Here is a 14,090-nt window from a genome sequence, read left to right as displayed (position 1 = left end):
AGGCATCTTGCCTGACCAGTTAAGTGATAAATGTGTTTACCCAAGTCAATTTGAATTGCAGAGTATATATTAAAAAGGTAAATTTGTATAGGCGTACACGTAATATGCGTATTAAGCCAATTCATTTATTTCTTGTAGTAGTGGCGATACTATTCAGTTTCGCTGCCAGTGTGAGTGCGCGACAGCCAAGAATAAATTCGGTAGCAACAATTATTAGGGATATGAAGCCACCACATGATGCGGCGCCGCGTGGAGTGCCCAAACATTATAGTTGGGTAAAAGGGCCAGAATTGGGGATGGGTAACAACCCCAAAAACTTTAAAGCAATGATTGCATGGGGGCAACTATATGAAGCTGAACAAGGAAACCCCGCAAAAAATACGCGCGTTCAGATACGAAACGTCAAGTCTTATGTTCTCAGCAAAAGAGATAGAAAATGGCGCCTATTAAAAAGTTCAGTTGGAGTAGACGGTGCAGCATATCGCGAGGACTTTGCAGGAGATAAGAACAAATCACCAGACGTTCGTACTGAAAAAGATGGCAGCATATCAACAAAAGCGGGAGGAGGATATAACTATCACTTCTGGTCAAAAAACGGTAGAAGCAATATAAACCCCAACGACATAGCTGGTATATTCACTACCTGTCAAGCCAGACTAGTAATAGACAACGCCAAAAAACCAGACGATAGAAGCAAAGCCAAATACGTGCTTAATATGGGTGGAGATTACTGGCTAGACCTCGCGGCGCCGTGGGATAATTTTAAAACCAACGGTGGCATAGGAATGGGTAGATTCAAATACGTAAAAAGAAACTGGCAAGCATTCAACATGACAACAGTGCCAGAATCTGAACTTCGCCGCAACCCTCCACCAATTGAGTAACCGAATATAATATTATTGGGAAATTAAAACTGCTTAAACTAATTTAAACGTGCAGAGTAAACTCACTAATCCGCAAGACTTTTCCTGGTCATTTTGGTACACCCTGCCGATATACCCATTTGGCAGGCGCCAAACCATTCGTAAAGAAGTTGTAAAAGATACAGTTTGGACGTTCGACCAAATCCAGGGAATTTTTTATGTCGTCGTTCCAGTTAGAATGACGGTAATTAAGCTTAGTGAAGGTGGTTTATTAGTTTATGCACCCGTGGCGCCAACACCGGAATGCATCCGATTAATTACTGAATTAGTAGAAAAATATGGTGATGTAAAATACATTATATTACCAACAATATCAGGGTTAGAACATAAAGTATTCGTTGGTCCGTTTGCGAGACGGTTTCCATCGTCACAAGTATTTATCGCACCAGGTCAATGGAGTTTTCCGGTTAATTTACCTTTGAGTTGGCTAGGTTTACCAGCAAAGCGTACTCACGTTTTACCACAAAATAGTAAACAGGCGGCGTTTGCCAGTGAGTTTGATTATGCCATACTTGGGCCAATAGAACTTGGGCCCGGTCGATTTGCAGAAGTAGCATTTTTCCACAAGCTTTCAAATACACTTTTAGTAACCGACTCTATTGTCTCAATACCATCGGAACCACCTGCCATAGTGCAGTTAGACTCATATCCATTATTATTTCACGCACGAGATAAAGCATTTGATATAGTAGCAGACACAGCAGAAAACCGTCGCAAAGGATGGCAACGCATAGCACTATTTGCGTTTTACTTTAGTCCAAGTGTTTTAGAAGTTCCCAAATGGGGTCAAGTATTTAAAGACGCATTCAAAACCAGCAACCGTTCCAAAAAAGCATATTTTGGTTTATACCCTTTCGAGTGGAGACCTGACTGGCAACGTTGCTTCGACGCTTTATATGCGAATGGTCGCATCTTTGTAGCACCCATTTTACAAGCTCTTATTCTAAATCGGGCGCCTGTAGAAACACTCGAATGGGCAGATAAAGTTGCACAATGGGACTTTAAAAGCATAATACCTTGTCACTTAGAGGCGCCAGTCACCACTACACCCCAGCAATTTAGACAAGCATTTGCATTTCTAGAGAAACAACCAATAACAACTAGTACCATATTACCCGAAGCAGACTTTGAAGTACTGCGCGTAATCGATAATAACTTAGAAAAATTCGGAATAGTACCACCCGCAAAAGAAAAAGTGTAAAGTCACGAAAATGTGTTACATTAATCTAGCTTATTCGGTTCAAAAAGGCAAAAGCCATAAGAGGAAACGGGGAAAGATCGGTGAAATTCCGGCACTGTCCCGCAACTGTAAGCTATAAAATATAGCAAGTCAGAATGCCCGCCGATAGCAGTAAAAATAGCTACAATCTACGAGGTATAGATGACAGCACACACAATTTTTGTTTGTACAACATGTGCGAGTACATGGGAAAACGGTAAGCGTGTAGGAGAAAGCGGTGGTGAAAAACTGTTAAAGCGCTTACAACAAGACAACCAAAACTCTCAAAACCAAGAAATTAAAATTCAAGCAGTAGAATGCATGAGTGCTTGTAATCGCTCATGTGTAATTTGTTTCGCTTCCAAAGACAAATATACATATCTATTTGGCGACATATCACCAGAATTATCTTCAACACAAGTCGCAGGACTATTCGAGTGTGCAAATAAATACTATCACCACCCACAAGGATTATTACCGTGGGCAGAACGTCCCGACCCCCTTAAAAAAGGAGTCCTAGCACGCATCCCAGCCATCCCCGCAGCTATTCCCGTAGGTTGGGTGTAGCGCAACGGAACCCAACACATAGTTAATTTTGTTTATCAAAACGATCTTTTCGGCATAGTACAAATAATTTACATAGTATGCTTTGTACCATAATACCTTGGTTGAAGAAGTGTTATATATGATATCATGTCCGGGAGCGTAACCATAATAAAATCATTGTAGAGACCGAATTAATACGGTCTCTACGTGACGTGGTAATTATGGGTAATCAAGCGGACATGATATGACTAGCGCCTACTATCTCAGAACATGCTATACTACAATATGATTACGCTTTGAAATTATTAAGGAGACTGAACTATGAGTGAATTTATCGCAACACACCTTCACACAAGGCGCCTTCATTCTTGTTCAGCCTAGCTAATCTCAATTTTAGCTTAGTCCTCGAATAGGCATCTTGTGCAAAACAAGTAGCACGTATTGAGGAAAAATAAATGCATTTGAATTCTTTAGGCTGGAGTGACTTTTTTAATTCCAGCTTTGAACCCTTTTGTCTACAAGGATTTACAGCAGGTAGGGTAGCAATTGAGCATACGAATACTTACATCGTTCTAACAGAACAGGGAGAAGTATTAGCACAAATAACAGGTAAACTGCGACATCAAGCTTTACAACGTCAAGACTTTCCAGCAGTGGGAGATTGGGTAGTTATTCGTGTGCGAGACTCAGAACAAGCAACCATTCAGGCAATATTGCCAAGATTTAGCAAATTTTCTCGTAAAACCGTTGGGGGCAAAACCGACGAACAAATAGTTGCAGCGAACGTTGATACTGTTTTTTTAGTATCTGGGCTGGATGGAGACTTTAATGTTAGAAGAGTCGAACGTTATTTAATTCTTGCTTGGGAAAGTGGCGCCAACCCGGTTATAGTTTTGAACAAAGCAGATTTGTGCAATAACCTTGAACAGCGTTTAGTAGAAATAGAATCTGTTGCTCTAGGTGTGCCAATACTTGTTTTAAGTGCGGCACATAATCAAGGAATTGATGCTTTAAAAACCTATTTACAACCAGGTAAAACTGTTGCACTGCTTGGGTCTTCGGGTGTGGGGAAATCTACCATTACCAATCAACTAATGGGTGAAACGGTTCAAGCTGTACAATCTGTACGTCAGGATGATAGTAGAGGAAGGCACACGACAACTCATCGAGAGCTAATATTACTACCAACAGGAGGCTTAATAATAGATACCCCAGGAATGCGGGAAATACAGTTGTGGACAGGTGATGAAGGTTTGCAGTCTACATTTGCTGACATTGAAATTATCGCGCAACAGTGCCGCTTCCGTAATTGTCAACATGCTCATGAACCTGGTTGTGCTGTACAAGAAGCTTTGCAGTCAGGTAAACTTGAGGCGCCGAGGTTTTTGAGTTATCAAAAGTTACAGAGGGAGCTTGGTTATTTGGAGCGTAAACAAGACCAAAGCTCATATTTAGCAGAAAAGGAACGGTGGAAGAAAATTACTAAATCTATGCGAAAGCATAAAAAGTGATTTTTTGGCATAGGAAATAAATGGTACTTACTTGTTTTTACATTGCACAGGCTTTCTATGCCTGTGCTACATAGGGAGGTTACGCTTTAACGAATACGTGTGTTAGACCATTAACTTGGTTATCCATTAAGCCATCAACTGTGGCGATGAATTCATGTTCTAAATATGGTTTAGTCATGTAAGCTGTGGCGCCTAAAGCTTCGGCGAGTTTACGATGTTTTTCGGCACTACGCGAAGTTAAAATTATGACTGGTTTTTCAGAGAAGCTGGTGTTTTGACGGACATTTGATAATAGTTCAAAGCCGTTCATGCGTGGCATTTCTAAGTCTGAAACAACTAGCTGAATTTCTGGATGTCGCTGTAGTTGTTCAACTGCTTCAATACCGTTTTGAGCTTGTATTACTTGATAACCTGATTTTTGTAAGGTTAAAGATATTGTTTGCCGTAAACTAATGGCATCATCGACTACTAATACTACTTTTTCATTTTTGTTTTTTGTTGGTTTTGCTTGAGGTAGAATTTTGGCGCCTTGCGAAGGATTATTATCGTTGGATGCTGCGAGCATTGGTGCTGGTGTTATGGTTGCTGACATCGACAAAGCTTTTTTCTTAGCAGGTGAAAATGCAGGCAGTGACATAACCTCAAGAGATGCTTGCATTTCGCTTGATTCTAAAAGTAGCGAACCATCGATTACTAAAACGAGGTTGCCGTTTGCAAGACTCGAACAACCGTAAATAAATTTAGGAGGAGCTATTGTAGAACTTAAAGGACGAATTACAAGCTCTTGTTCACCAATAATTTGGTCAACTTCTAAAGCTAATATGTCTTGGTTTCGTCGCAGTACTAATACTGGATTTACTACTTCCTCACGGTCTTGTATTATGGTGCTGTGGTTAACATTGGCGCCGCTTCTAAATGAGCCACTGTAGTATAAAAAGTCGGAGAGGTTACGTAAACCCACCATGCGCTCGTCTTTGCCAGTGTTCCAATGTAGAACTTTTCTACCCTCAAATTCTTTAATTTGGTCAGAAGATGGCAACAATATTTTTTCGATACTATCTAACAGCAAGGCATAAACCGCACCTCCTGCTTGAACAATCATTAACTGGTCGGTAGTCATAGAAAATGGTATTTTGAGTACGAATGTTGTTCCTTGGTTAGGGAGCGAATAAACTGATATCGAACCATCAAGAGCTTGTAACTGGGTTTGTACGATGTCTAACCCAATACCACGTCCAGAAATTTCACTAACTTGACCAGCTGTTGAAAACCCAGGAGAAAATAATAGCTCTAAAAGTTCTTCGTTGGTTGAATGGTATGAATCAGAAATTAAGCCAAGGTCAATACCTTTTTTACGAATTCTATCGAAGTTTAAACCCTGTCCATCGTCGCTAACTTCAATGACTGTTTGGCTACCTTGGTGATATGCTCGAATCGTAATTACACCAGAAGAGGATTTACCTAGTTTTTGCCTTTCTTCTGGCGCCTCAATACCGTGGTCAAATGCGTTACGCACCAAATGTAACAAGGGGTCGTAGAGCTTTTCCGAAATGGCTTTATCTACTAGTACTTGAGTTCCAAATAGTTTGACCTCAGCTTTTTTGTTGTAAACGTTTGCGAGGTTTCCAACTAGTTGGGGGAAGCGATTTAAGATGTTCGCTAGCGGCGCCATGCGTGCTTCTACAATATTATCGATAATATTGAGGGTTAAATTTTGATTCTTTTCATGAACTTGCGTTGATTGGCGCAAAATTAAATCGAGTGACTCAGCTATTTCTTGTAACTGCAACGTTTCTTCTTGTGCTGAGTGCAGCGCCATATAAAATTCGCTGTAGTCATCCATTTCTAAAGAATCAAAAGCAACACTTGCAACCCTTGTTGTCGCTTGGTCTTTGTGTGACTGCATCTGAAGCGGTAAATCGCGTAGTATACCTATTGTTGCTTGATGTCTTTGAATATGTTGAGATAACTGCTCAATAACTTGTTGAAGTTGCTCATCTTGTAACGTTCTACGTTTATGATAGATTAATAATTCTCCTGCTAGATAGTTAAGACGCTGTAATCCATCAACATCGACTCTTACAAACGAACGCTGGCGAAGATTTTTATTATTAGTTGCAGACTGAAATTTTTCCTTATTAATTGCTTCTTCTGGTATATTAACCGCGTTGGCTGTACTTGCGACACTTATAACTGTATCACCGAGTTCAGATTCGTCGGCAACTTCATTAATAGTTGGTTCATCGGCTTGCAACTTGGTGTTTGTGTTACTGATGGTAGGAAGCTGTACATTTTGATATAAACCAGAATTTTGAATGGCGGTTTCAGCTATATTTGCACTAAAAGTAGTGGTTATTTCTTCACCCCATATAGCCTCAATACCACTTTGAATTGGTTCTACAGGCGCCTGTAATACTTCTTTAATTTCAAGTAGTTGTTGTAATTTTAGATTATCGCTCCAATTTTTTTCAGCAGCAGTAAGAGGAGGATGGCTTTTATACTCTTGTGCTAATTTATTAATTCGATTTTGCAGGAACTCTATAATGGGTGAATCAATATCTACCTTGGCATATCGGTATTTAGCAACGTTGAGTAACACATTCAAAATTACGCCCTGACGATATATTGACAAGCTGGGTGTATCGCCTTCATCGTATAGGAATAACCAAAACTCGCTCAACCAAGTTTCAACATAATCAACAACATTTTCTACTCCAGTTTTGGGAATTATTAGTGATAAGCTTAATTCTTTTTCAGGAATATTTAACTCATGATTAAACCAACCTAAAATATAACGAATTATTTTTAAATATAGTTTAGCGGTAGCGGGTTTCAAAGGCTCATCTTGAGTAGAATTTGGATTTGTGATAAAATTATATAGCTTTTCTACTTCGCTTCTAAGAGAATATGCTTCTTTTGATGAAGATGTAATTCGACTTGTTTCTTCGATTTGTGGTTCTGCTTGTATAGTTTCTTCTTGATATTCCCCAATATGATTATCAGAAAAATTAATAGCATACATATTATCGGGCATTGCATACGATGCAACTTGAGATAATGAAAGTAACGCTTCTGAAGGTTCACCTCCACGTGTACGGTCACCAGCAAGTACATCAACGCGAGCTTTCTGTAAATTATCTGAGCTAGCTTGAGCAATTGCTAGCGCAGCATTAGGGTTTGCGTCTAAAGCAGCTACCATAGATAAAGCAATTGCACCAAACCCAGGTAAATTTAAAGATTCTGCCAATCCTAAAAATACTTCAGCTTGAGAACGTAAAAACTCTGCCAACTCGTCATTATCTGGTGGCGCCTGTTCTAATATTTGGGCAATACTATCAATACGCTGAGACACACCCGTCTCAAATATCGACAAAACAATATCAAATCCCAACTCCTCTGAAGTTGGAATATAAACTTCGGCGCCAAAAGCATCACCGAGTTTTTCTTGTAACTGAGCAAACACCGAAGCTGCACGCTGAAGAATATCATCGTTGTCAACAGTAGTTTTAGTAATTTCAGCAGTTACAGGCAACTGCAAACACTCATACGCCTGAAATAAAAGTGTTTGTAGCTGTGAATCAATTACTACATCAGGACTATAAAGTGCCTTAAAAATATCTTCAAGGGAGTGAGCAACCTTATTTATAACATCGAGTCCAACATTCGCGGCGCCACCCTTGAGGGTATGAGTCGCGCGCATCAAGTTATGAACTTTAGCAGTGCTGTAATCATCAGCCAAACCAAAAAGTTCTTCCTCGATAGTTTGTAATAACTCTGGAGCTTCAGTTAAAAAGTAAATATAACCCTGCTCTCTAATAGAGGCGTCTGTAATCATAATAAAAGTAATAAGTTAGGGGTTAAGAGTTAGGAGTTGGGAGTTAGGAGTTAGGAGTTGGGAGTTGGGAGTTGGGAGTTGGGAGTTGGGAGTTGGGAGTTGGGAGTTGGGAAAAGAAATAATCAATTCACATCTCATAATTTTTAACTCATCACTCATCACTCATAACTCCTAACTCTTAATTTTTAACTCCTAACTTTACTAAGCTTTTCCTCAGTTGTCTTGATGATTGAACTTAAAATGCGAACGATTTCATCTGCATCTTGTAATTCATTTGATACATCAATTGTCACAAGTTGAGATTTTTGCATTAACCGAAGCCAGTACTTTGTTTCTCTTGCTTCTTTATACGCAATATACATTTTCGCTAAGAAATCCTTTGTACTTTGACCACCGCTTGCTTCTTCAACATTAGCTCCAATACTTGTACCACTTCGCAATAGCTGCTTAGAAATTACATATTCTCGCTTTTCTTGAAGTCTACTGTATAGGTCAATTATTTCCAAAGCAAATTGGAAACTTTTTTGTCCAATAATACTTTCTGACAATTGCTTTCACCCCAAATCAAAGTAGATATTTGAATATTAAATCAACAGGGTTATAGGAAAGGAGATGTTTTAGAAGTCACACGATAGAAAAAAGTATTTACAATTATGAACTCAAAGTATAACTTCTAATTCATAACTCATAACTCCTAATTCATAACTCATAACTCCTAACTCATAACTCCTAACTCCTAACTTAGTTTACTTTGAATTTGCTAGCGCTGGACAGCAACTCTTGTGCCATATCTGAGAGTTGGTTGAAGACGGTAGTAATATTGCTTGCTTCGGCGGAAGTTTTGTTAGCAATTTTTGCTACGTCTTTCATCGAAGCTGTTACCGATACGGATTGCAACATTTGCCCTTGTGTCGCGTCGGTAATTTGTTGTAATAGCTGACTAATTTCGGCAGTTGCTACCACAATTGCATTCAAGCTCAACCGGGTTTGGTTAACTAGGTTTGTACCTTCTACTACCTGTTGAATACCAGTTTCCATTGCTACAGCAACTTCGCCTGTTTCTTCTTGAATTTCTTGGACGAGTTTCTCAATTTCAATAGTTGCTGCTGCTGACTGACGCGAGAGTGAGCGTACTTCGTCTGCAACTACCGCAAACCCTTTACCGTATTCTCCTGCGCGGGTTGCTTCAATTGCCGCGTTAAGCGCAAGTACGTTAGTTTGAGTCGCGAAGTTACTAATTAGGTTTACAACTTTGGAAATTTTCTGCGAAGATTCTGAGAGACGCTTAATTTTTTTACTCGTTTGAGAAACAGTCTCGCGGATTCCTTGAATCGCTTCTACTGTCAGGTTCATGGCTTCATCGCCAGATTCTACAGTTTGGTTAGCTTGTTGTACTGCTAATTGTACTAACTCAGCGTTACCTACAACTGCTTGCGTCGAATCTACCATTTGTTGAATTTCGCCCAAAGCTTCGTTTAGTTCTTTCGATTGCTGCTGTGCTAAGTTTGTTAGTCCCGATAGCGATGCACTACTTTGGCTCGAAGTTGATGCTACTTGTTGCGCTGCTCCTTGTACTTGAACGACGATTTGACGCAATGCTTGTAGAGTATTATTGTATGCGTCTGCTATTGTACCTAGCTCATCTTCGCTTATTGGCGCCCGTACTGTTAAGTCACCGTTTAGCGCTGGACGCACAGCAGAAAGTAGCTGCATGGCGCCTTTTTGTAGATACTCTTTTGCTTCTTTTTCACGTTCTACAGCTTGAGCAACTCGTGTTGATTGCGATTGAAGTTGCTCTAAGTACTCGGTTTGTTGCAGTGCAATTCCTAGTTGGTCACCAATACGCGACAGCAAACTAACTTCAGATTCTTCCCACTCACGTGTACCAGAGTTTTCAAATGCTGCCAACATACCCCAAAGTTTGGAACCTTGGAAAATTGGCACAATCGCGTAAGATTTAACTTGGTATTCGTCTAATACTTCTGTGTAACAAGACGGGAAACCAGCATTGTGAATATCTGGTCTAACATATGCTCGACGGTTACGTAATTCCCCACCTTCTGTAGCTCTTAAGTAAGTATCTACACTAGCTTCACTAGTAGCGAACAAAGTCCGTATACCATAACAACTGCTAATGCTCTCTTGGAGACGAAGAATTTTATTTTGCTTCTCTAATAGCGATACCCAACCATCACCAACCGATTCGGCAACAAATAAACCGCTCCAATCAGGATTAAAACGATACACTGTTACACGGTCGGTTTTGAGAAGCGCACGTACTTCTTTTGTTGCAGTATTAAAGATGGACTGCATATCCATCGCTTGACGAATTTTGTCAATGACATTTGCTGCATCACGGTCACGTTTTGCTGCTTTTTCAATTTCTTGATTTTTGTGTTGCAACTGCTGCAAATACTCAACTTGTTGCAGCGCTACACCTAACTGGTCGCTAACACGCACTAATAAATTGACTTCGGTTTCTTCCCACTCGCGTGTTCCACTATTTTGATATGCTGCCAGTAATCCCCACAGAGTATCTCCTTGGAAAATTGGTACAATTACATAAGCGCGAGCTTGATACTGTTCTAATATCTGAATATGGCAGTCAGCATGACCCATTGCGTACATGTCATTGGCAACAAAATACTCGCGGTTACGATATCGTCCACCTTGAGTTTCTTGCAAATAAGTATCTGCCCAAATTTGTCCACCGTTTGGTCCAACCAAACGCACCCAGTTACCGCTAACTGACTCAGCAACAAACTCTCCACTCCAGTCAGGTTTGAATTGGTATACAACAACCCGGTCAGCATTTAGCAATGAACGAATTTCTTTAGTAACTGTGCTAAAGATAAAGTCAACATCAAGCGACTGACGAATTTTATCAATAATACTGGTAGCAGAAGAGTCTAACGCAGCTAGTTTTTGTGCTTTTTGTGATTGTCGTTGCAATTTCTCGAATGTTTCAGCTTGTTGCATTGCCGCTCCTAAAAGTGCAGCAACTTGCTCCATCATCGTAACTTCAAACGCTTCCCATTTACGAGGCGCCGAGTGTTGATAGCTTGCTAAAAATGCCCAAAGCTTATTTTCTTTAAAAATGGGAACAGTAAGATAAGCTTTCGCTTCAAATTGTTCTAACAGTTCCATATAGCAGGGAGGGAAACCCGCTTCTTTAACATCATTAACAACAAAAGTAGTTTTTTGCTGGTAACGACCACCTTTAGTATCTTGCAAGTAAGTGTCTTTATTTTTATAAACATCGGCAAGATTACGGATTGAATCGCAATGACCGTTTTCTTTTAGCAACGCTTGGTTAATTTCTTCCTTATTTTTAAAAGGAATCCAACCTTTAGCTATTGACTCAGCAATAAATTCACCACTCCAATCTGGATTAAAACGGTAAACGACTGTACGGTCTGCTTCTAACAAACGACGGACTTCTGCGACTGTTGTTTGAAGAATGCTGTCAAAAAGAGATGTATCAGTAACAGTTGCGGTAAGAGCTTCACCGATTTTACGAGTTAAAGCAATCAAGCTTTGCTGACGTTCAGCAGTGCGAGCTAATTGTTTAGACTGCTCTTGAGTTTGTTGTAGTGTCTCAACTTGCAGTACCGCAACACCAAAATTGGCTGCAAATTGATTTAATAATTTGACTTCCCACTCTTGCCATTCGCGAGTATTAGAGTTTTGATAAGCTGCTAATAGACCCCATAATTTGTTACCTGCGAATACGGGAACTGTAGCATATGCTTTGATTTCAAATTGTTCAAGAATCTCAACGTGGCAAGGTGAGTGACCCATCTTGTGGATGTCGTTTGCTATCAAGTTTTCATGACGTTTGTAACGTCCACCTTGAGTTTCTTGGAGATGGGTATCTTCCCAAACAGTTTTAATATCATTACCAACTAAACGCATCCAACCACCAGCAACTGATTCAGCGACAAACTCACCACTCCAGTCAGGGTTAAAGCGATAAACAGCAACTCTATCGCATTGCAACATCTGACGAATTTCTTGGGTAGTAGCTTGAAAAATTCGGTCGAGACTCGATGCACGTTGAATTTTGTCGATAACTTTGACGAAAGACTGATGCTCTTCTTCTTGACGCTGAAGTTGCTTTTGGTATTCAAAGCTAACTATTTTACTCTTACACTCAGCACAAAGCTGTGAAAGTAAAGTAATTTCTGATTCTTGCCAAGTGCGTGCTATTCCACAACTGTGAACTACTAATAAACCCCAAACATTGCCTTCGAGGATAATAGGTAAACTCAAACTTGACTTTACTTGGTATTTATCAAGTAACTGTGTTTGGTAAGCACTAAGTTCAATTAAATTATTTTGAATTTGAATGATTACAGGTTCTAAATATTCTGTGCTTGTTTCCAAACCAAACAAAACAGCAGGTAGAGTTTCATTACGAGCAGGTGTCCACTTATTGCTTCTAGATTCAGCAATTACAACTCCAGAATCTTCGTTAGTAAAGCGATAAATAAGAACACGGTCAGTTTCAAGTTTTTCCCGGATTTCTTGTGCAAGCGTTGAAGTAAGAGTATTAATATCCTCTGCTTTATGTATTGATGACGCTATGCGAGCGAACATCTGGCGCCATACTTTAAACTGTTGTTCCGGAGTGTCAGTATTAGAATTATTTTTGGAATTAGCCAATTCCATTACATCTTGACTCGAAGCTACAGGCGCCATATTTTCTAAATTATTATTTTCAGTTTTTTCCTCAGTCGAATAATGTCCGTTCTCTTGATACACGTTACTCATAATATAAGCACCTTAAAAATTGTTAATTATGGATATTCCACATTGAAGAATCAATGATAGCTTTCGCGTCTATACTGATAATCATTTGCTCATTACTATCAATAAAATACCCTTCTAAATAAGAAGCGATATCACGTGAAAACAAATCTATATTTGCAGGTTTTAATGAATCCACGTCAAGCGACTCTATATCCATTAATTGACGTACCAGCAAACCTAAATACTTACCATCTTTTCTAATTACGACTGCCATCATTTTAGTGGCAAGATTATGACTTCTAGATAATGCTTCGTAACCTAACATATTCTCTATATCTATAAGCCATAACATTTCACCGCGCCAGTTGTAAATTCCAGCAACACAGCTAGGCATTTGTGGTACACCACATATTTCTAAAGGCGATACTTGTAATACCTCTGTAATATGAGATAAACAAATTACAGCAGTATCTTTATCACCCAAGTGAAAAGTTAAAAATTTTTCTTCTTGTTGTTGCGTTTCTAACACCACTAACCCTTCGATATATTATTTACTTTACTAAATAAAAAGAAACCTGATTTCTACAGGATATAAAAGAAACCAAGTTTATCGCTACTTAACGCTTAATAAGTTGTTTAATAGCTCCTTCTAGTTCTTGTTTGTCAATTGGCTTAGAAATATAAGCATCGGCGCCTAGCATGGTACCCCACATTTTATCAACATCTGTATTTTTTGTTGAACAGAAAATAACAGGAATTTCGCTAGTTGTGGGGTTATTCTTTAGTTCTCTACAAATTTCGTAACCACTTTTACCAGGTAGTATAACGTCAAGAAAAATTAAATCGGGTTTGCTACTACTTAATTTTTCTTGCGCTTCCTCGCTACTTTTAGCACTAATTACAGAAAAACCTGCCTGTTGCAAGTAACGGCTAATAATTTCCATATCAGTTAAGCCGTCTTCAACAACCAAAATAGTACTCATTGACAATCACCTGTTGTTTTCAAAAAGAAACAAAAACTTTATTACTGTACTAATCGCTAGCTTTGTGTAAAATAAACACAGCTATTTATCAAAAATGAATTTATACAAGCGTGCAACAGCATTCAAATCAAGACAAGTATAAAAAATATCTTGAAGTACTACTTTGTACTTGGCACTTACAAATTGGCGCCCCATAAAGAGTCAACTTAGCAGTTACCTTTATCTAATTGTGATGCATTGCTTCATAAATTGGCTCAGTAAAACCACGTATAAAAAGCTGATAAAAAGCGCAAAATCATATATATTAAAGTAAAGAAATGT

At 39.1% G+C, this 14,090-nt stretch carries 9 protein-coding genes and 1 riboswitch; of the genes, 4 read left to right on the top strand and 5 right to left on the bottom strand.

All coding sequences use genetic code 11. The features are described from left to right. The first annotated feature begins 221 nt into the window (after nucleotides 1-221). The 4 genes from DSM106972_RS38235 (at nucleotide 222) to rsgA (ending at nucleotide 4,199) form a co-directional block, all read left to right on the top strand. Nucleotides 222-884, top strand: a complete 663-nt coding sequence (locus tag DSM106972_RS38235) for a hypothetical protein (protein ID WP_127085590.1) — start codon at nucleotides 222-224, stop codon at nucleotides 882-884. A gap of 49 nt (nucleotides 885-933) precedes the next feature. Beyond that, nucleotides 934-2,124, top strand: a complete 1,191-nt coding sequence (locus DSM106972_RS38230; RefSeq protein WP_127085589.1) for a DUF4336 domain-containing protein — start codon at nucleotides 934-936, stop codon at nucleotides 2,122-2,124. Nucleotides 2,125-2,142: 18 nt separating this feature from the next. After that, a riboswitch (cobalamin riboswitch) is annotated at nucleotides 2,143-2,284 on the top strand. Nucleotides 2,285-2,304: 20 nt separating this feature from the next. After that, nucleotides 2,305-2,709: a DUF1636 family protein gene (locus DSM106972_RS38225; RefSeq protein ID WP_127085588.1), complete on the top strand. Its 405-nt coding sequence runs from the start codon at nucleotides 2,305-2,307 to the stop codon at nucleotides 2,707-2,709. Between the two features lie 434 nt (nucleotides 2,710-3,143). Further along, nucleotides 3,144-4,199, top strand: coding sequence for a ribosome small subunit-dependent GTPase A (rsgA, locus tag DSM106972_RS38220; protein WP_127085587.1), 1,056 nt, complete (start codon nucleotides 3,144-3,146; stop codon nucleotides 4,197-4,199). A gap of 79 nt (nucleotides 4,200-4,278) precedes the next feature. On the opposite strand, the gene DSM106972_RS38215 is transcribed toward rsgA, so the two are convergent. The 5 genes from DSM106972_RS38215 to DSM106972_RS38195 all read right to left on the bottom strand — a co-directional run bounded on the left by DSM106972_RS38215 (nucleotide 4,279) and on the right by DSM106972_RS38195 (nucleotide 13,769). Then, a complete protein-coding gene (locus tag DSM106972_RS38215) occupies nucleotides 4,279-8,034 on the bottom strand; it encodes a hybrid sensor histidine kinase/response regulator (RefSeq protein WP_127085586.1) in 3,756 nt (1,251 codons plus the stop codon). A 185-nt stretch (nucleotides 8,035-8,219) separates the two neighbouring features. After that, a complete protein-coding gene (locus tag DSM106972_RS38210) occupies nucleotides 8,220-8,582 on the bottom strand; it encodes a four helix bundle protein (protein WP_127085585.1) in 363 nt (120 codons plus the stop codon). A 193-nt stretch (nucleotides 8,583-8,775) separates the two neighbouring features. Beyond that, a complete protein-coding gene (locus DSM106972_RS38205) occupies nucleotides 8,776-12,807 on the bottom strand; it encodes a GAF domain-containing protein (RefSeq protein WP_127085584.1) in 4,032 nt (1,343 codons plus the stop codon). 22 nt (nucleotides 12,808-12,829) lie between these two features. Then, nucleotides 12,830-13,315 carry a chemotaxis protein CheW gene (locus tag DSM106972_RS38200; protein ID WP_127085583.1) on the bottom strand — a complete coding sequence of 162 codons (486 nt, stop codon included), beginning with the start codon at nucleotides 13,313-13,315 and terminating at the stop codon, nucleotides 12,830-12,832. A gap of 88 nt (nucleotides 13,316-13,403) precedes the next feature. Further along, nucleotides 13,404-13,769, bottom strand: a complete 366-nt coding sequence (locus tag DSM106972_RS38195) for a response regulator transcription factor (RefSeq protein WP_127085582.1) — start codon at nucleotides 13,767-13,769, stop codon at nucleotides 13,404-13,406. Between the last annotated feature and the right edge of the window lie 321 nt (nucleotides 13,770-14,090).

It is taken from the genome of Dulcicalothrix desertica PCC 7102, assembly GCF_003991905.1.
In the GTDB taxonomy this organism is placed as follows: Bacteria; Cyanobacteriota; Cyanobacteriia; order Cyanobacteriales; family Nostocaceae; genus Dulcicalothrix; species Dulcicalothrix desertica.
The sequence above is the reverse complement of the archived record's forward strand: the minus strand, read 5'-3'. Positions and strand labels throughout refer to the sequence as shown.

What these genes read in the sequence shown, in the direction of transcription:
- DSM106972_RS38225 (WP_127085588.1), top strand. Translation starts at nt 2,305, where the DNA reads ATGACAGCACACACAATTTTTGTTTGTACAACATGTGCGAGTACATGG.
- rsgA (WP_127085587.1), top strand. Translation starts at nt 3,144, where the DNA reads ATGCATTTGAATTCTTTAGGCTGGAGTGACTTTTTTAATTCCAGCTTT.
- DSM106972_RS38215 (WP_127085586.1), bottom strand. Translation starts at nt 8,034, where the DNA reads ATGATTACAGACGCCTCTATTAGAGAGCAGGGTTATATTTACTTTTTA.
- DSM106972_RS38235 (WP_127085590.1), top strand. Translation starts at nt 222, where the DNA reads ATGAAGCCACCACATGATGCGGCGCCGCGTGGAGTGCCCAAACATTAT.
- DSM106972_RS38205 (WP_127085584.1), bottom strand. Translation starts at nt 12,807, where the DNA reads ATGAGTAACGTGTATCAAGAGAACGGACATTATTCGACTGAGGAAAAA.
- DSM106972_RS38195 (WP_127085582.1), bottom strand. Translation starts at nt 13,769, where the DNA reads ATGAGTACTATTTTGGTTGTTGAAGACGGCTTAACTGATATGGAAATT.